We start from the raw sequence: 18032 nt of genomic DNA, 5'->3' as shown, positions 1-18032 counted from the left end.
CGATGCTCCGGCAGGCGGGGCGCGGGCTGACCGTTCGGGTAACAGAAAAGGTTCTGTGGCACCTGCGACAGGCCGATAAGGAGACGACACCGGCAGACTTCGACACAGTATGAGACGGGAACGGCTTTGAGCCGGGATCCAATGTCAGGGAACTGCCCGCGGTACTACCGCCGGTGCAACTCCACTCTAGCACCTTCGAGGTCCACTGCCAGTGTCATCACGCGCCAAGCCACGTCCGGAGTGTTGTCCGCGGTGAACGAGTCGATTAATTCGACAACCGCCCCGGCTTCTTCAACGCCGTTGGCCAACGCCAGAACCGTTGGCCCCGCTCCGGAGACGACAGCTGCATGGCCCGAGGACCGCAATGCCTTGATCAGCGCCGCGCTTGGCCGCATTGCCTCTGCGCGGTAGCTCTGGTGCAGGTAGTCCTCGGTTCCGGGAAGCAGGAAACGGGGTTCGGCCGTCAAGGCGTGGACCAGGAGCGCCGCGCGTCCTGAGTTCATGGCTGCCGCGTGGTGCCCGATGGAAGCGGGCAACAACCCGCGGGCGGTTTCGGTGGATAGCTCGTAGTCAGGCACTGCGACGATCGGAATCACGGACGGAACCACCTCAGCGCGGGTGCTGCTGTACTGCTCGCTGTCCTGCCATGACAACGCCAGTCCGCCGAAAATCGCGGGTGCGACGTTGTCCGGGTGGCCTTCAATCTCGCTCGTGAGTTGCAGGATCCACTCACGGTCGCGCTGTGCGGATTCGGGCACCAAGGCGTTAGCGGCGGTAACTGCCGCAACAACTGCCGAGGCCGAGGAGCCAAGTCCGCGGCCGTGCGGGTTGACGTTGTCCGCGGTGATCTTGAGGCCGCCGTGCCGGAACCCAAGGCGCTCCATGGCCGAGTTGAGGGCACGGACGACGAGATGGCTGGCATCGCGGGGAAGGGTGTCGGCCCCCTCGCCGGAGAGCTCGAATTCGAGCTCTCCGGTGGGGAGCGTTTCGACGGTCAGGGTGTCGTAGATCGACAATGCCAGGCCGAGGCTGTCATAGCCGGGACCCAGGTTCGCGCTGGTACCCGGGACCCTGACGGTCACCTGCTGGCCTGCCGCGACAAGCTTGAGACCGGTCGCGGTGGGCTGGGTGGTTTCCACTATTGGTTTTCTTCCAGTCCCAGTTCGGATGCCACGGTCACGACGTCGTTCGGTACCTTGACCGGCTGGACCTCGCTTCCGTCTTCGGTACGGAGGGCCCACTGCGGGTCTTTGAGTCCGTGTCCGGTGACGGTGATGACGATCGTCTTTCCGGCGGGGACCTCGCCTGCGCCGTGCTTCTTGATGAGGCCGGCAACGCCTGCCGCGGAACCGGGTTCCACGAAGACGCCTTCCTTGGCGGAGAGCCAGCGGTGGGCATCGAGGATTTCCTCGTCAGTCACGGCGTCGATGAAGCCGCCGGATTCATCACGTGCGGCGATAGCCGTTTCCCAGGACGCCGGGTTACCGATGCGGATGGCCGTGGCGATCGTATCCGGTTCGGTGATGGGATGGCCTGCCACGAACGGTGCCGCGCCTGCTGCCTGGAATCCCCACATCGCCGGAGTCTTGGTGGAGACTGCGGGAAGGGTGCCGGCAGTCGCGGACTCGAAAGGCGCGGAATACTCCTTGTAGCCCTTCCAGTACGCGCTGATGTTGCCCGCGTTGCCCACCGGCAGGACGTGGATGTCCGGAGCGTCTCCGAGGGCGTCCACGATTTCGAAGGCCCCGGTCTTCTGGCCCTGGATACGTGCCGGGTTGACGGAGTTCACGAGGAACACCGGGTAGGACTCACCGAGCTTGCGGGCGATGTCCAGGCAGTTGTCGAAGTTGCCGTCAACCTGCAGGAGCGTGGCGCCGTGCGCGATCGCCTGGCTGAGCTTGCCCATGGAGATCTTGCCTTCGGGGACCAGCACCGCGCACTTCAGCCCTGCGGCCGTGGCGTAGGCAGCGGCGGAGGCAGAGGTATTGCCCGTGGAGGCGCAGACAACGGCCTTGGCGCCTGCTTCGACAGCGGCCGTCATGGCCATCGTCATGCCGCGGTCCTTGAAGGACCCGGTGGGGTTCATCCCCTCCACCTTCAGGTACACCGTGGATCCGGTGAGTTCGGAGAGCTTCTGCGCGTGGACGAGCGGGGTTCCGCCCTCCCCGAGGGTAATGACCTTCGTGGCTTCCGTTACAGGCAAACGATCAGCGTATTCGCGGATGACTCCGCGCCATTGGTGAGCCACTTAGACCCCTTCTACCCGCAGGACGGATGTCACAGAATTGATGACGTCCAGGCCCTTGACGGCCTCGACGGTTGCCGCGAGTGCGGCTTCGGATGCGCGGTGGGTGACAATCTTCAGCTCGGCCGACTCAACCTTCGAGGGGGCGTCGCGGTGGATCGTCTGGCGCATGATTTCAATCGATACGCCGTGCTCCGCGAAGATGTGGGTGATCCGGGCCAGCACGCCGGCCTGGTCGGCGACGTCGAGCCCGATGTAGTAACTCGTGGTGGAGGCGTCGATTGGCAGCGCCGGCACGAACCCGGTGGTGGTTTCGGTTCGACCGGGACCGCCAAGCACCACCCTGCGGGCCGCCGAGACGAGGTCGCCCAGGACGGCTGACGCCGTCGGGGTTCCGCCGGCGCCCTGGCCGTAGAACATCAACTCGCCGGCGTTCTCGGCTTCGATGAAGACGGCGTTGAACGCACCGCGGACGGCTGCAAGCGGGTGTTCGCGGGGCAGGAGGGTCGGGTGGACGCGGACGGAAATTCCGCCCTCGCCGTTTGCGTTGGTGATCTTCTCGGCGATGGCGAGCAGCTTGATGACAAAGCCGGCTTCCTTCGCGGCGGCAATGTCCGCGGCGCTGACCTTCGTGATGCCTTCGCAGTAGACATCTTCGAGGGCAAAGCGCGTGTGGAAGGACAACGACGCGAGGATGGCGGCCTTCGCGGCGGCGTCATGGCCTTCGACGTCGGCGGTCGGATCGGCTTCGGCGTATCCGAGCCGTTGCGCCTCGGCCAGCGCGTCGGCGAACTGCGCGCCCGTGCTGTCCATCTGGTCGAGGATGAAGTTGGTGGTGCCGTTGACGATGCCCAGGACCCGGGTGATGCGGTCGCCGGAAAGACTGTCGCGGATGGGACGGAGGATCGGAATGGCTCCTGCGACTGCGGCCTCGTAGGAGAGCTGGACACCCGCCTTGTCGGCCTCTTCGTAGAGGGTGGGGCCGTCCTGTGCCAGGAGTGCCTTGTTGCCGGTCACGACACAAGCGCCGTTCTGCATGGCCGTCAGGATGAGCGAACGGGCCGGCTCGATGCCACCCATGAGCTCGATCACCAGATCTGCGTCCTTGGCCAGGGTATCGGCGTCGGTGGTGAACAGTTCGCGCGGCAGTTCGACGTCGCGCTCTGAATCGAGGTTCCGTACGGCGATGCCGGATAACTGCAGGTGAGCACCGGTGCGGGCCGCAAGGGCGTCGGCGTCGTCAAGGAGAATCCGCGCTACCTGGGCTCCCACGTTGCCACAGCCCAGCAGGGCCACCTTCAGGGTTCGCACTTCAGACATTCGCCACTCCCATGTCGCGGTTCAAGAGATCTTCTTCGGTTTCCCCGCGGACGATCAGCCGGGCGGATCCGTTACGCACTGCGACAACGCCAGGCCTGGCCAGATAGTTGTAGTTGCTTGAAAGGGCCCAGCAGTAAGCGCCGGTTCCCGGTACAGCGAGCAGATCACCGGCTGCCACGTCTTCGGGCAGATATACATCTCTAACAACTATGTCGCCGCTCTCGCAATGTTTGCCCACCACTCGGGACAGCTGCGGAGCAGCGTCGGAGGCACGCGAGGCGAGAATGGCCGAATAATCCGCGTCGTACAGCACCGGACGGGCGTTGTCGCTCATGCCGCCGTCCACCGACACATAGCGACGCGGGAACGTAACGTTTTGCTTGGCGGCGGCGTCGGCGGGCGCGTCCACGCGAACGGTTTTCAGCGTCCCGACCTCGTACAACGTGAAGGTGCTGGTGCCGACAATTGCGCGGCCCGGTTCAATCGAAATTCGCGGCGCGGTGATGCCCAGCTCGGCGCATTTGGAGCGTACGACGGCGGCCATCGCCTGCGCGATTTCGGCTGGCGGGCGGGGGGTGTCCACTGGCGTGTAGGCAATCCCGTAGCCACCGCCCAGGTCCAGTTCCGGCAGCACGATGGAGTACTTCGACTGCATCGCGGCGAGGAATCCCAACAGCTTTTCGGCTGCCAGGGCGAAGCCGTCGGGCTCGAAGATCTGCGAACCAATGTGGCAATGCAGGCCCAGAAGTTCCACATTCGAGTAGGAGGTGGCCGCAGCGACGGCTTCTTCGGCAGCCGAGAGGCCGGCTGACTCCGTGGAATCCTCGGCCATGGAGAGACCGAACTTCTGATCCTCGTGGGCCGTGGCGATGAATTCGTGCGTGTGGGCGTGGACGCCCGGAGTCAGCCGCAGCATCACCTTTGCCGTCTCGCCGCGACCGGAGGCTATCTTCGCAACACGCTCAAGCTCGTCGAGGCTGTCCACCACGATGCGTCCGAGCTTCATGTCCAGTGCCCGGTTGATCTCGGCGTCGGACTTGTTGTTTCCGTGCAGCCCCAAGTTCGCGCCGTCGATGCCGGCACGGGCAGCGACGCCGAGTTCGCCGCCTGAGCAGGTGTCCAGGCGCAGGCCTTCCTCGGCAACCCAGCTGGCCACGGCGGTGCACAAGAAGGACTTACCGGCGTAGTAGACGTCCACTCCCCCGCAAATGTCCTCGAAGGCTGCGTCGAAGGCGTCCTTGAAGGAGCGTGCGCGGGCACGGAAGTCGTCTTCGCTCATGACGAACAACGGCGTGCCGAACCGGGCCTTGAGTTCACTGACCGGAACGCCGTCGATGGCAAGTTCACCGGCGTCGTTCCTCTGGACACCTTCGGCCCACATCGGCGCGTGAAGCGCGTTCAGGTCCGCCGGCACGGCGAGCCATTCGGGAGCAAGGGGTGAGGCTGCACTGTTGTTGGTGGTTTCCATGCCTGTCACATCCGTTCCGGAGCTGACACGCCGAGGAGTCCCAGCCCATTGGCCAGCACTTGGCTCGTGGCGTCGTTGAGCCACAAGCGGGTGCGGTTGACATCCTGCACCGGCTCGTCGCCCAAAGGTGAAACACGGCAAGCGTCGTACCAGCGGTGGTAGGCGCCGGCGATGACCTCGAGGTGGCGGGCCACACGGTGCGGTTCGCGAAGCTCGGCTGCCTTGGCCACGATGGACGGGTAGCTGCCCAGGTAGGAAAGCAGTTCGTTTTCGGTGGCGTGGTCCAGCAGGGATGCGTCGAAGGCGCTGTGGTCCACGCCGGCCTCGATCGCGTTGCGTGCTGTTCCGCGCGAACGGGCGTGAGCGTACTGGACGTAAAACACCGGGTTTTCGTTGCTGTTCTTCTTCAGCAATTCAGGATCCAGCGTGAGCGGCGAATCGGCGGGGAAGCGCGCCAGCGAGTAGCGCACCGCGTCCTTGCCGAGCCATTCGATGAGGTCCTTGAGCTCGATGATGTTGCCGGCACGCTTGGACAGCTTGGCGCCGTTGACGGAGACCAGCTGTCCGATCAGGACCTCGATGTTCACCTCGGGGTCGTCGCCCGCACAGGCGGCGATGGCCTTGAGCCGGTTGATGTAGCCGTGGTGGTCGGCCCCGAGCAAGTAGATCTTCTCCGTGAAGCCACGGTCCTTCTTGGACAGGTAGTAGGCGGCGTCGGCGGCGAAATACGTGGGTTCGCCGTTGGCACGGATCATCACGCGGTCCTTGTCGTCGCCGAAGTCAGTGGTCCGCAGCCAGACTGCCCCGCCGTCGTCGAACACGTGGCCCTGCTCCCGGAGGCGGGCAACAGCGGATTCGATCGCACCGGCGTCGTGCAGTTCCTGTTCGGAGAAGAAGACATCGAAGGCGACGCCGAACTCGGCGAGCGTGTCCTTGATGTCCTTCATTTGGGCTTCGTAGGCGGCAGCCCGGATCACCGGCAGCGCGGCTTCGTCGGTCAGTTCCCGGATTGCCGGGTGGGCTTTGAGCACTTCGTCGCCGAGTTCGCGGATGTATTCGCCGGGGTAGCCGCCTTCGGGCACACTGCGGCCGTGCAGGCGGGACAGCACCGAGTTCGCAAAAACGTTCATCTGCGAGCCGGCGTCGTTGATGTAGTACTCGGCGGTGACGTCGGCACCGGAGGCGCGGAGGACGCGGGCAATGGAATCGCCCAGGGCGGCCCACCGAGTGTGGCCGATGTGCAGTGGTCCCGTGGGGTTGGCCGAGACGAACTCCATGTTGACCACATGGCCTGCGAGCGCCTGGTTGGTTCCGTAGGAACTCCCCGCCTCGACAATGACCTTGGCGAGCGCGCCGGCGGCGGCCGCGTCCACGGTGATGTTGAGGAAGCCCGGGCCTGCGATGTCCACGGCCGTGACGCCGTTGATCGCTTCCAGCCGCTTGCCCAGGATCGTGGCGAATTCACGCGGGTTGGTTCCGGCATGCTTCGCAAGCTGCAAGGCAATGTTGGTGGCCCAGTCCCCGTGCTCCCGGTTCTTGGGTCGCTCCACGCGCACGTCCTCGGGGAGGGCAGATTCGGAAAGCGCAAGCTCGCCGGCGGCGACAGCGTCTTTCAGGCAGGCGGATATGGCGGCTGAGAGTTCTTCGGGAGTCACCCGTCTAGCGTACCGGTGGGGCTTGCAACTGGTGGAATTCCTACACTTAGTAATGCGTACACGCGGGCACCAGCACACACCCAGCTGGCGCCCAGCTTCGGCCAGTACAGCTCCCAGACTGAACCGCTACGCTGAAATCTACGTCAACGGGGTGAACGGGCCAGCGGCCCACAGCAATCCGCATGGACCCTTTTCCCGTCAAGTTGAACCCCGTCCAGTTGAAACGAGCAGAACCATGACTACGCCACTCCGCAAGGGCCTCCTGGTGGGCGCCGCTGGCCTCTCCCTTGCCAGTTCCGTGGCAGCTTGTGCCCCTTCGGCCCAAGGAAGCACCCCGCAAAAGACCTCAACGATTACCGGCCCCTACAAGGACGGCACTTACAGTGCGGACGGTGACTACTTTTCGCCCAACGGCGGTGAAACCGTGGGCGTCCAGCTGACCTTGTCCGGCAGCACCATTTCCGCGGTGAACATCACCGTCCATGCCAACAACCCGAACACCCGGGAGTTCCAGGGACAGTTCAAGAACGGCATCGCCGCGCAAGTCGTCGGCAAGAAACTGGACGAGATCAACGTCACAAAGGTAGCCGGCTCCTCCCTGACCAGCGAAGGATTCAACAAGGCCGTGGAAACCATCAAATCCGAGGCCAAATAGGCACATGACGCACCCGGGCTGGAATGCTTTCAGCTTCGACGGAATCGGGACCAGTTGGGAAATCTCGACGCCGGAGGAACTCCAGGAGGACGTGCGCGCCGGCCTGCTCGGCGTCGTGGAGGATTACGACCGAAGCTATTCGCGGTTCCGGGACGACTCCCTGGTCTCCGCACTCGCCCGCGGACCCGGCACCGTCACCCTCCCCGCCGGCGCAAGCGAGCTCGAAGGGCTTTTCAAGACGCTGTACCGCCTCACCGGGGGCGCCATGACACCGCTCATCGGCGGCAGCCTCGAGCGCCTGGGCTACGGGCATGACTACGCCGTGCGGCCCCTCGGCCATCCCGTGCCGGCGCCGCGCTGGGAAGACGTCCTTGTATGGAAGGGCGCGGTCGTGTCCTCCTCCGCTCCCGTGGTCCTGGACATCGGCGCTGCCGGGAAGGGCCAATTGGTGGACCTGCTCGCAGCGGTCCTGCGCGGAACGGGAATCACGGAATTCCTTGTCGATGCCAGCGGCGACATGCTCCATTCCGGGACCGAACCCTTGCGTGTGGCCCTCGAACACCCCTACGACCCCACCCAGGCGATCGGCGTCGTCGAACTCCATGACGGTGCGCTGTGCGCTTCCGCGGCCAACCGCCGCGCGTGGGGCGACGGACTGCACCATGTCCTCGACGGCTCGACCGGGCGCCCGGTGGAAACGGTGGTGGCAACGTGGACCATGGCGGCCACGGCAATGGAGGCCGATGCCCTGGCCACGGCGCTCTTCATGGTGGATCCGAAGGTGCTTGCGGAAGAGTTCGAATTCTCTTGGCTTAAGGTCTATTCGGACGGACACGCCGAATATTCGGCCGGTTTCGAAGGGACGCTCTTCTCATGATTGGCATCAAAGCGCGAGTGGATGCATGGCTCGGCCGTTTCACGATGTATCGGCTGATCCTCTGGGTCCTTGCGGTGCTCGTGGTGTACAGCATGGTGTTGGACGCCTTGGGCTGGCTAAGCTTCGGGCTGCCTGAAATGCTGGTCCACCTTGTGCTGTGCCTGGGTCTGACGTACGCCTCCAACCGGTTCCTGGCGATGCCCTTCAAGGTGCGGCCACATTCGGAGTCTTCGCTCATCACGGGCCTGCTGTTGTACTTCCTGTTCTGGCCCACTGAACTGATTCCGACGGTCCAGATCCCCGATCTTGCCGGAGTCGCCCTGGCATGTGTCCTCGCTTCGGCATCCAAATATGTGTTGGCCTTCAGAGGACGGCACATTTTCAATCCCGCCGCGGCGGGCGCCTTCATCGCCGGGCTCACGGGATTGAACATCGCCACGTGGTGGGCCGCGACCCCAGCCATGCTGTGGCTCCTGGTCCCGGGCGTGCTGCTGGTGTTGTACCGGACACTCAAGGTGCTCATGGCCTGCACTTTCCTCCTGGTGGCGGTGTCCGTGGTGTGTGCCGTACTCCTCGGGGGCGGCATGACCTTCGGATCGGCTTTGTGGCAGCCGATCTCCCAGCAGCCGCTTTTGTTTTTCGCCGGCTTCATGCTCACGGAACCTCTCACCCTCCCTCCCCGTCGTTGGCAACAGGTGGCGCTGGCCGTCGTCGTGGCGTTGTTCTTTGCCGTGCCGTACAACCTGGCCGGCATGGCCAATTCACCTCAGCTCGCGCTGCTCATCGGGAACCTTCTGGCGTTCCTCGCGGGACAGCGGGGCGGCCTCATGCTGACGTTCAAGGGTTCGCGGCCCCTGACGCCCTTCACCACCGAATTCCGTTTCGAACCGCGACGGCCAGTCCGTTTCCTCCCGGGGCAGTTCATGGAGCTCGACCTTCCGCACCCGCGCTCGGACGGGAAAGGACGACGGCGGGTCTTCAGCATGACCAGCGCGCCGGACTCACCCGAGCTGACGTTCGGCGTCGGCACCGGGCAACCCGTCTCGGCCGCCAAACGCGTGCTGCTCGCGCTGGAGCCTGGAGACTGCGTGCATGGAACCACTGTGGGCGGTGACTTTGTCTTACCGCGCGACGCCGGCAAACCCGTGCTGCTCATCGCGGCGGGAATCGGGATCACCCCTTTCTTGTCCCAGCTCGCATCGCCCGACTCCGCGCAAAGGGACATCGTCGTGTTGTACCTCGCCCCCAGCGCGGCCGAACTTGCCGGGAGCGATGTCCTGGCGGCTTCCGGCGCGCGGGTTATTGCCCGCGTTTCTGACGGTTCCCCGCCGCCGACGTTCATGCACGACGCCGGGCGGGTCCGCATCGACGGCGACTCCCTGCGGGAGCTCGTCCCGGATGTGGCCAAACGGGAGGTGTACGTCTCCGGCTCCCCGGCAAACGTGGACGCCCTTCGCTCAGCCTCCCGCCGTGCCGGAGCCCGGCGAATCCATGTGGACGCTTTCGCCGGCTACTGACGGAAGGCAGGTCACTCTCCCTAGCGGCGCACCTGGCGGGCGCCCCGTTTTCCATTGCAGCGCCGGGACCTGCTAAGCTCATGGACGTCCCTCCGGCAACGGACGGGAACCCCGGATGCCCTCGTAGCTCAGGGGATAGAGCGTCTGCCTCCGGAGCAGAAGGCCGTAGGTTCGAATCCTATCGAGGGCACAACCAAAACCCCGCCGGTTCACTGAACCGGCGGGGTTTTCCTTTGCCTGGCGTCCCGGGATCGACGTCGTTCGAACAGCGGATTCTGCTCAATCATTCGAATGGACAGAATCCGGAACCGCGGAATCCCGGGGACCGGGAACTTCGACGAGAAGAATGATCCAGCAGAATCCGACGGTGTCCACGAATTGTCGGGCCGATCCGAGGTGTCCCGGACATGCCGAACCGGTCCGGCTAAAAAGTCGGTGGCCGCTCCTAAGCTGTTCGTACCCGTCCACCCGGTACGAAAGGGTTCGCCGTGATCTGTTCCATCGTTCCTCCCTACATGCTGCGAAGGCTGGCGGCCCAGCGCGAGCCCCGCTTGCGGGTGATTGCGCGCGCAGCCAAGGAGTCCTTGCTACACATCAGGAACCTCCAGGCGGTCAGGGCGCTTCCGGTGCCGGTCCCTGTGCCGACGGCGCGCCAGGCGAAACCCGGGCCGCCCAAGCGGACCATCTACGACGCGGGCTCTGCCGAAGCCTTGCCCGGCAAGCTCGTCCGCAAGGAGAAAGGCCCCGCGACGGGCGACCCCGCCGCCGATGAAGCCTACGAGGGTCTGGGTGAAACCCACGCCCTATATGCCGGGGCGTTCAGCCGGAATTCGATCGACGGCGCCGGGCTGAAACTTGATGCCACTGTCCACTACGGCGAACTGTACGACAACGCCTTCTGGAACGGCAGCCAAATGGTCTTCGGCGACGGCGACGGCGAGATCTTCCAGAGGTTCACCAAGTCACTCAGCGTGATTGGGCACGAACTTGCCCACGGCGTCACCCAGTACACGGCCGCCCTCGCCTACCGGAATCAGGCCGGAGCCCTCAACGAATCCATGTCGGACGTTTTCGGTGCGCTTGTGGAGCAGTATGCCGAAAAGCAATCTGCAGCCGAGGCCAGTTGGCTGATCGGCGAGGGCTTGTTTACGGACGCCGTCCAGGGCACCGCGCTCCGCTCCATGAAAGCGCCCGGGACCGCGTATGACGACGACGTGCTCGGCAAGGATCCGCAACCGGACTCCATGGACAAGTACGTCCGCACCACCGCGGACAACGGCGGTGTCCACATCAACTCCGGCATCCCCAACCGGGCGTTCTCCCTGGTTGCCCTGGAGCTGGGCGGCAACGCCTGGGAGGCGCCGGGACAGATCTGGTACAACACGCTGAGCGGCGGCGCCCTCCCTGCCACATGCACCTTCGGACGCTTTGCGAAGGCCACAGTCGCTTCGGCGGAGGAACTCTTCGGCGCCGGTTCAAACGAGCATGACGCAGTCCGCAGGGCATGGGAAACTGTGAAGGTAAAGCTCTAGCAGCACCCTCCGGAGCAGTGGAAGCCGCAGAACATGAAAATCACTGTCCAGCGCAGCGGTGGCGTCGCCGCTATCACTCGTGTCTGGACTGTGGATGCCGCCACTTCCGAAGCTAGGCGGCGCTGGATGCCGATTGTCGAGGCCTGCCCTTGGGACCAGGTGCCATCCCGCGGCCAAGCCAAAGGAGCGACCGCGCAAGCAGCCGGGAAGGCGGCAGGGCAAGCCGACCGGTTCATGTATTCGATCCGCGCCGGACAACACCGGGCCACGCTTCCCGAGACCGATGTCACCGGGCCGTGGCACACTCTCGTCGAGAACGCCAAGGTAGAGGGCCGGGAGACCCTCCGCCGCTAGCCAACCTCTGCCAACTGGCCGCGGAAAGCCCTCCGGTACGACTGCGGGCTCGTGTCCAGGACCTTGGCAAAGTGGTGCCGCAGCAACACGGAATGCCCGAACCCCGCTTCGCGGGCGACCTCGTCGATGTTCAACTCAGTGGTTTCCAGGAGCTCCTGCGCCCGGAGCACCCGCTGCGAATTGAGCCACGCCGCCGGCGTGGCACCCGTTTCGGCCCGGAAACGGCGTGCGAAGGTACGGGCGGACATGTGCAGCCGGGCGGCCAGTTCGTTGACGCTGTGGTCGTGCTCCAGGTTCTCCACCATCCAGCGCAGCAACGCCTCCATGGGCGCCGAGCCGCAAGTAGGCATGGGCCGGTCGATGAACTGGGCCTGCCCGCCGTCGCGATGCGGCAGAACCACCATGTCCCGGGCAATGGCAGCAGCTACGTTGGCGCCAAGCTCGACGCGGACCAGATGCAGGCAGGCATCGATACCGGCGGCCGTGCCGGCACTGGAGATGATCGTTCCATCCTGGACGTAGAGCACGTTTTCGTCGACGTGAATCTTCGGATACTTGCTGGCCAGGTCCTGTGAATAGTGCCAGTGCGTGGTGCAACGGCGCCCATCCAGAAGTCCTGCACGCGCCAGCGCGAACGCGCCCGAGCAGATCGACATGACCCAAGCACCCCGGTTGTGTGCCGCACGCAGCGCATCCAACACAGACTCCGGCACGTCTTCGTCCCGTCCGTACGGAGCCATGATGACAAGGTCGGCATCGGCCGCGGCTTCCAACCCCATGCCAACATGCATCGACAGGCCGGACTTCATCTTCACGTCGCCCGGAACCGGAGTGCAGACCCTGAAGTCAAAGCCGGGAACACCGCTCCCCCGGTCCGAACGGTCAATGCCGAAGACCTCGTACGCGGTGCCGAATTCGAAGACCGAGAAGTTGGGAACAACAATGATTGCCACCGTTTTCAACATAGATCCAGTTTGGCAGAAAATTGCTCAAATGGGTCATTTCTGCCACTGTTTCTTGGGGCGCGCCAGGAACACGATGGAGTCATGGAAATCGTCGGAGTCTTGGTGTTCATCCTCATCCTCGTCACCCTCGCGGGTACCGTCTCAGCCGTCCTTCGGGACGGCCGCGGCCACCATCTGCCCGACCATGCCGAGCCTTGGACCGCGCGGGAGCTGCCGGACAACTCATGCTGGACGCTGCGCGCGTTCTAGCCACGGCCCGGCCTGAACGGCACCCTGTCCCTCAACTGTTCCTCAACACCCCGTCCCCGAACGAGGACGGCTTTTGTCCGCATCCTGGGCTAGATTCATTCCATGATCCAGACGTCCGCCAGGCTGCTGCAATTGCTGTCCTTGCTCCAGGTCCGGCGCGAATGGACCGGCCCGGCATTGGCCCAACGGATGGGTGTCACGGAGCGCACCGTCCGCCGCGATATCGACAAGCTCCGGAACCTTGGCTACCCCATCCATGCCTCCCCGGGCATAGCCGGCGGCTACCAACTGGGCGCCGGGGCGCAGCTCCCGCCGTTGCTGCTCGACGATAATGAAGCACTCGCGGTCGCATTGGGGCTGAACTCGGTGGCGGCGGGACCCGTGGCCGGTATCGGCGAGGCATCGGTACGCGCCCTTGCCAAACTTGAGCAGGTGCTGCCGGCACGTCTCCGCCCGAAGTTTGCGATGCTCAAGGCCGCGGTCACTACGCTCCCCAGCAACGCGGCGTCGGTGGACCCCCAGCAGCTCACGGTGGTCTCCGCTGCGATTGCGGACAGGCGACAACTCAGTTTCGACTACATCAAGGCCGACGGCGACGCCGGCAGGCGCTTGGTGGAGCCGTACGGGCTCGTGGACACCGGGCGGCGCTGGTATCTCGTCGCTTGGGATGTGGACCGGGATGACTGGCGCACGTTCCGCGCCGACCGCATCGCCTCACTTCCGGCTGAACGGAAAAAGTACGTACCGCGAGCGTTGCCGGCCCAGGACCTCGCGGACTACGTCCAGCGCTCCGTGACCCGCTCGCCCTACCGCTACGACGTCGTCGTGCGCCTTCATGCCCCCATTGGCGAGGTGGCCGCCGTCGTCGGCCCGCAGCTCGCGAGCTTAAGCGACGACGGCGGGAACGCCACCCTGCTCCACGCCGGCTGGGACAGCCTGGCGCAGCCGGCAGCACACCTCGCTGCGCTGGACATGGACTTTGAGATCATCGCTCCGGAGGAATTCAAGGAGTACGCCCGCACCATGGCCGGGCGATTGGAAAAAGCCGCAAGGAACCACGCACTGCAAGGCGACGCGCCGCCACAGTAGACTGGCAGCAGCCATGACACTTCATATTTCCTACCCCGTAGAGCTGCCCGTCTCCGAGCGCCGCGAGGACTTGATGGCGGCGATTGCCGCAAACCAGGTGACCATCATCGCCGGCGAAACCGGTTCCGGCAAGACCACCCAGATCCCCAAGATGTGCCTGGAACTCGGCCTCGGGGACAAGGGCCTGATCGGCCACACCCAGCCGCGCCGCCTTGCCGCGCGGACCGTCGCCGAACGCATCGCTTTCGAGATGGGCGTGGAGATCGGGCAGGAAGTGGGCTTCCAGGTCCGTTTCACCGGCGAAGTCAGCAAAGCCACCAAGATCAAGCTGATGACCGATGGCATCCTGCTGGCCGAGATCCAGCGGGACAAGCTGCTGCGCAAATACAGCGCCATCATCATCGACGAGGCACACGAGCGCAGCCTCAACATCGACTTCATCCTGGGCTACCTCAAGCGGATCCTTCCGCAAAGGCCGGACTTGAAAGTCATCATCACCTCGGCCACCATCGACCCCGAGCGTTTCGCGAAGCATTTCGGCAGCGAAGAAGAACCTGCGCCGATTATCGAGGTCTCGGGCCGGACCTACCCGGTGGAAATCCGCTACCGGCCCCTGTCCCAACCGGCCGGAGGGACTGCCTCCGGTGAAGACGAGGACGCGTCCGACGACGAGCTTGAGGAAGACCGCGACCCCCTCGACGCCGTGTGCGACGCCGTCGACGAGCTCGCGCTGGAGGCCCCAGGCGACATCCTCGTGTTCTTTTCCGGCGAGCGCGAGATCCGTGACGCCGCGGAAGCCCTGAACGGCCGGATCCAGGCCAACCGTAGGCTTGCGGGCACCGAAGTGCTGCCTCTATTTGCCCGTTTGAGCCTGCAGGAGCAGCACAGGGTGTTCAACCCGGGCGGTAAGCGGCGGATCATCCTCGCAACCAACGTCGCGGAAACTTCCTTGACGGTGCCCGGCATCAAGTATGTCATCGACACCGGCACGGCCCGCATCTCCCGCTACTCGCACCGCACCAAGGTGCAGCGGCTGCCGATCGAACGTGTTTCGCAGGCATCGGCAAGCCAGCGCTCCGGCCGGTGCGGGCGTGTCTCCGAAGGTATCGCCATCCGGCTCTACTCCGAGGAGGACTTCGAGTCCCGCCCCCCGTTCACTGATCCGGAGATCCTGAGGACCAACCTTGCCGCCGTCATCCTGCAGATGACGGCCATGGGCGTTGCCCGCGGTCCCAAAGACGTCGAGAACTTCCCCTTTGTTGAGCCGCCGGACTCCCGCGCCATCAACGACGGCGTCACGCTGTTGCGCGAACTCGGGGCCCTTAGCCCCGCGCGGACGGGCGGGGCTAATACCCGCGGCGGCCTGACCGCCGTCGGGCAGAAGTTGGCCCAGCTCCCGGTCGACCCCCGGCTCGGCAGAATGATCGTGGAGGCCGGAAAGCGAGGCTGCGTTAAAGAAGTCATGATCCTGGCGGCGGCTTTGACGATCCAGGATCCGCGCGAGCGTCCGACAGACAAGCAGCAGCTTGCAGCGGAGAAGCACGCACGCTTCCGGGACGAAAACTCGGACTTCACCGGATTCCTGAACCTGTGGAACTACATCCAGGAAAAGCAACGGGAGCTCTCCTCCACCCAATTCCGCCGGCTGTGCAGGAACGAATTCATCAACTACCTGCGCGTCCGCGAGTGGCAGGATCTCTTCCAGCAGTTGCGCCAGCTCGCCAAGCCGCTGGGCATCACTATCGACAACAAGCGCGAGGCCGACGCCGTAGGCAACAACGAGGGAATCCACATCAGCTTGCTCTCGGGGCTGCTGAGCCACATCGGGATACTGGATGAGCGCAAGCGCGAATACGCCGGAGCACGCGGCACCCGTTTCGCCATCTTCCCGGGCTCCGCATTGTTCAAGAAGTCGCCCGCCTTTGTGATGGCCGCGGAATTGGTCGAAACAAGCCGGCTCTGGGCCCGGGTCGCGGCGAAGTTCGATCCCTTGTGGGTCGAGCAGGTTGCGCCGGATCTGGTGAAGCGCTCCTACAGTGAGCCGCACTGGTCCACCCGGACGGGTTCGGTCATGGCCCACGAGAAGGTCATGCTCTACGGAGTTCCCATCATCCCGAACCGCCGCGTCAACTACGGCAGGATCGATCCCGAACTTTCCCGCGAACTCTTCATCCGGCATGCCCTCGTTGAGGGAGACTGGAAGACCCACCACAAGTTCTTCCACCGCAACCGCGCCCTGCTCCACGAGATCGAGGAACTCGAGACGCGGATGCGGCGTCGGGACATCCTGGTGGACGACCACACGCTTTTCGAGTTCTACGACGCCAGAATCGGCAAGGACGTGGTCTCGGAACGCCACTTCGACAAATGGTGGAAGGAAGCCCGCCAGCAGGATCCCACCTTGTTGGACTTCGATCAGTCGCTGCTCATCAGCGAGGACGCCGAAGCCCTGGATGATTCCGCCTACCCGAAAACCTGGCTGCACAAGGGCTTTGAACTGCCCCTGAGCTACGAGTTCCATCCCGTGGCTCCCGGCTCTCCGCCGAATCCCTCGGACGGTGTCACAGCCGAGGTTCCCGTGCTCTTCCTCAACCAGCTCGAGGACGCCCCCTTCCGATGGCAGATACCCGGCCAGCGGGTGGAACTCGTCACCGCGCTGATCAAGTCGCTGCCCAAACAGCTCCGGAAGAACTTCGTGCCCGCGCCGGATGTGGCACGGCAAGCCGCTGCAGCCCTGGAAGCTGACTTCGATCCCGCCTCGGACGATCTCGAGGCCTCGCTCGAACTGGTGCTGCGGCGTATCCGCGGGCACATCATTCCTCCGGGATCGTGGAATTGGGACGCTGTTCCGGCGCATCTGCGCGTCAGCTTCAAGGTAGTGGACAGCCGCGGCAGGGTGCTTGACGAAGGCAAGGACCTCGCCGCGCTCCAGGAGAAGCTGGCCCCGGCTACGCGCCGGGCCATCGCCGAATCCCTCGGGGCAACTCCCGCGACGACGGCACGCGCCAAGGGCCCGAAGGGCTCCCCCGGTGCCCAAGGTACCGGCTCCCCCGCAGGAAACGGCGGCGGGGCTACCCCGCCGGGAGCCGGTTTCCTGTCCGAGCAAACCGGGCTCACCGCTTGGACTTTCGGAGCCATCGAACGCCAAGTGACGCGCACGGTGAAAGGGCACGATGTCACGGGCTTTCCCGCTCTCGTCGATGAGGGCAAATCCGTTGCACTGCGCGTCTTCCAGACCCGAGCGGAGCAGGAGTCAGCGATGCGCGGCGGCGTCATCCGGCTGCTCGCCCTGAGGGTTCCGGCCCCTGACCGCTATGTCCTGGAACATTTGAACAACACGGAGAAGTTGACGTTCAGCCAGAACCCCCACGGCTCAGTGAGTGCCTTGATCGCGGACTGCGTCCTGGCTGCGATCGACAAGCTGACCCCCGCCGAACTTCCATGGGACAAAGCGTCATTCGACGCCCTGTACGAGGTGGTCCGTGCCGAACTGATCGACACCGTCTTCACGGTGACCGCCGTCGTCGAGCGCATCTTGGGGAGCACCCGGCGGATCGAGAAGCAACTCAAGGGCAGCACCAGCCTCGCTCTGATCAGTGCGCTCAACGACATGAAGAGCCAGCTCGAGCAGCTCGTGTTCCCGGGTTTCGTGGCACAGACCGGCTACGCCCAGTTGAGCCAGCTTCCCCGGTATTTGGCCGGAATCGAGAAGCGCCTCGAAAAGCTCCCGAACAATGTCCAGCGTGACGGGCTGAACACGTCGGTGGTGCAGGCGTTGGAGGACGACTATGACGACGCCGTGTCCGCGCTGTTGCCCGGCAGACGGGCAGGAGCCGAGTTAACACGGGTGCGCTGGATGATCGAGGAACTACGCGTAAGCCTTTTCGCCGTCGAGCTCGGCACGGCCTACTCGGTCTCGGAAAAGCGCATCCGGACGGTTCTCAACCAGGCTCTGGCACCCGCTTAAGCGGGACCGCCCCCAACGCCCGGTCACCTACGGAGCCCAATCCCCCGGCGGGTTCAGGGGGTCGTTGCAACGCCTGAGTGGTTGGTGGTGTTGTGGGACGTTTTGGTCGGCCTGAGGTTCGGCGTGAATTGGTTCGGGT

The 18032-nt window shown here is 64.6% G+C and carries 14 protein-coding genes and 1 tRNA gene; 9 read left to right on the top strand and 6 right to left on the bottom strand.

Features of this window, described 5'->3' with window-relative positions:
• Positions 1 to 164: 164 nt before the first annotated feature.
• Genes thrB through argS form a run of 5 tightly spaced genes read right to left on the bottom strand, consistent with a single transcriptional unit; the run spans position 165 to position 6688 of the window.
• A complete protein-coding gene (gene thrB, locus J2S96_RS18110; RefSeq protein WP_306866582.1) occupies positions 165 to 1139 on the bottom strand; it encodes a homoserine kinase in 975 nt (324 codons plus the stop codon).
• On the bottom strand, positions 1139 to 2248 hold the full coding sequence (thrC, locus tag J2S96_RS18105) for a threonine synthase (protein ID WP_306866579.1): 1110 nt from the start codon (positions 2246 to 2248) through the stop codon (positions 1139 to 1141). Before thrC ends, thrB begins: the two co-directional genes overlap by 1 nt.
• Positions 2249 to 3565, bottom strand: a complete 1317-nt coding sequence (locus J2S96_RS18100) for a homoserine dehydrogenase (RefSeq protein WP_306866577.1) — start codon at positions 3563 to 3565, stop codon at positions 2249 to 2251. It lies immediately after the preceding gene.
• Positions 3558 to 5033, bottom strand: coding sequence for a diaminopimelate decarboxylase (gene lysA, locus J2S96_RS18095; RefSeq protein ID WP_306866576.1), 1476 nt, complete (start codon positions 5031 to 5033; stop codon positions 3558 to 3560). Before lysA ends, J2S96_RS18100 begins: the two co-directional genes overlap by 8 nt.
• A gap of 5 nt (positions 5034 to 5038) precedes the next feature.
• Positions 5039 to 6688 carry an arginine--tRNA ligase gene (gene argS / locus J2S96_RS18090; protein ID WP_306866575.1) on the bottom strand — a complete coding sequence of 550 codons (1650 nt, stop codon included), beginning with the start codon at positions 6686 to 6688 and terminating at the stop codon, positions 5039 to 5041.
• A gap of 235 nt (positions 6689 to 6923) precedes the next feature.
• Between argS and J2S96_RS18085 the strand changes: the two genes are divergently transcribed.
• The 6 genes from J2S96_RS18085 to J2S96_RS18060 all read left to right on the top strand — a co-directional run bounded on the left by J2S96_RS18085 (position 6924) and on the right by J2S96_RS18060 (position 11623).
• Positions 6924 to 7343, top strand: coding sequence for an FMN-binding protein (locus tag J2S96_RS18085; RefSeq protein ID WP_306866572.1), 420 nt, complete (start codon positions 6924 to 6926; stop codon positions 7341 to 7343).
• Between the two features lie 4 nt (positions 7344 to 7347).
• Complete coding sequence (locus J2S96_RS18080; RefSeq protein ID WP_306866570.1) at positions 7348 to 8220, top strand: FAD:protein FMN transferase; 873 nt, start codon at positions 7348 to 7350, stop codon at positions 8218 to 8220.
• The gene (locus J2S96_RS18075) at positions 8217 to 9737 is read left to right on the top strand and encodes an FAD-dependent oxidoreductase (protein WP_306866567.1); all 1521 of its coding nucleotides are present in this window, start codon (positions 8217 to 8219) and stop codon (positions 9735 to 9737) included. Before J2S96_RS18080 ends, J2S96_RS18075 begins: the two co-directional genes overlap by 4 nt.
• A gap of 117 nt (positions 9738 to 9854) precedes the next feature.
• Positions 9855 to 9927, top strand: a tRNA-Arg gene (locus J2S96_RS18070).
• A 325-nt stretch (positions 9928 to 10252) separates the two neighbouring features.
• Positions 10253 to 11269: a M4 family metallopeptidase gene (locus J2S96_RS18065; RefSeq protein ID WP_306866720.1), complete on the top strand. Its 1017-nt coding sequence runs from the start codon at positions 10253 to 10255 to the stop codon at positions 11267 to 11269.
• A 33-nt stretch (positions 11270 to 11302) separates the two neighbouring features.
• Positions 11303 to 11623: a protealysin inhibitor emfourin gene (locus J2S96_RS18060; RefSeq protein WP_306866565.1), complete on the top strand. Its 321-nt coding sequence runs from the start codon at positions 11303 to 11305 to the stop codon at positions 11621 to 11623.
• On the opposite strand, the gene J2S96_RS18055 is transcribed toward J2S96_RS18060, so the two are convergent.
• The gene (locus J2S96_RS18055; RefSeq protein WP_306866561.1) at positions 11620 to 12588 is read right to left on the bottom strand and encodes a GlxA family transcriptional regulator; all 969 of its coding nucleotides are present in this window, start codon (positions 12586 to 12588) and stop codon (positions 11620 to 11622) included. The genes J2S96_RS18060 and J2S96_RS18055 overlap by 4 nt on opposite strands.
• 81 nt (positions 12589 to 12669) lie before the next feature.
• Between J2S96_RS18055 and J2S96_RS18050 the strand changes: the two genes are divergently transcribed.
• From J2S96_RS18050 to hrpA, 3 genes are all read left to right on the top strand, one after another.
• Positions 12670 to 12837 carry a hypothetical protein gene (locus J2S96_RS18050; RefSeq protein ID WP_306866556.1) on the top strand — a complete coding sequence of 56 codons (168 nt, stop codon included), beginning with the start codon at positions 12670 to 12672 and terminating at the stop codon, positions 12835 to 12837.
• 102 nt (positions 12838 to 12939) lie between these two features.
• Positions 12940 to 13926, top strand: a complete 987-nt coding sequence (locus tag J2S96_RS18045) for a helix-turn-helix transcriptional regulator (protein WP_306866552.1) — start codon at positions 12940 to 12942, stop codon at positions 13924 to 13926.
• Positions 13927 to 13939: 13 nt separating this feature from the next.
• Positions 13940 to 17893, top strand: coding sequence for an ATP-dependent RNA helicase HrpA (gene hrpA, locus J2S96_RS18040; RefSeq protein WP_306866549.1), 3954 nt, complete (start codon positions 13940 to 13942; stop codon positions 17891 to 17893).
• The last annotated feature ends 139 nt before the right edge of the window (positions 17894 to 18032 follow it).

Origin of the sequence: Arthrobacter bambusae, assembly GCF_030812595.1 — a bacterium.
Lineage (GTDB): Bacteria > Actinomycetota > Actinomycetes > Actinomycetales > Micrococcaceae > Arthrobacter > Arthrobacter bambusae_B.
The sequence above is the reverse complement of the archived record's forward strand: the minus strand, read 5'-3'. Positions and strand labels throughout refer to the sequence as shown.

Bases quoted from the DNA above. Each gene is read 5' to 3' on its own strand.
- J2S96_RS18085 (WP_306866572.1), top strand. From the start codon at position 6,924: ATGACTACGCCACTCCGCAAGGGCCTCCTGGTGGGCGCCGCTGGCCTC.
- J2S96_RS18080 (WP_306866570.1), top strand. From the start codon at position 7,348: ATGACGCACCCGGGCTGGAATGCTTTCAGCTTCGACGGAATCGGGACC.
- J2S96_RS18060 (WP_306866565.1), top strand. From the start codon at position 11,303: ATGAAAATCACTGTCCAGCGCAGCGGTGGCGTCGCCGCTATCACTCGT.
- J2S96_RS18050 (WP_306866556.1), top strand. From the start codon at position 12,670: ATGGAAATCGTCGGAGTCTTGGTGTTCATCCTCATCCTCGTCACCCTC.
- J2S96_RS18075 (WP_306866567.1), top strand. From the start codon at position 8,217: ATGATTGGCATCAAAGCGCGAGTGGATGCATGGCTCGGCCGTTTCACG.
- J2S96_RS18055 (WP_306866561.1), bottom strand. From the start codon at position 12,588: ATGTTGAAAACGGTGGCAATCATTGTTGTTCCCAACTTCTCGGTCTTC.
- J2S96_RS18100 (WP_306866577.1), bottom strand. From the start codon at position 3,565: ATGTCTGAAGTGCGAACCCTGAAGGTGGCCCTGCTGGGCTGTGGCAAC.
- J2S96_RS18045 (WP_306866552.1), top strand. From the start codon at position 12,940: ATGATCCAGACGTCCGCCAGGCTGCTGCAATTGCTGTCCTTGCTCCAG.
- lysA (WP_306866576.1), bottom strand. From the start codon at position 5,033: ATGGAAACCACCAACAACAGTGCAGCCTCACCCCTTGCTCCCGAATGG.
- J2S96_RS18065 (WP_306866720.1), top strand. From the start codon at position 10,253: ATGCTGCGAAGGCTGGCGGCCCAGCGCGAGCCCCGCTTGCGGGTGATT.
- hrpA (WP_306866549.1), top strand. From the start codon at position 13,940: ATGACACTTCATATTTCCTACCCCGTAGAGCTGCCCGTCTCCGAGCGC.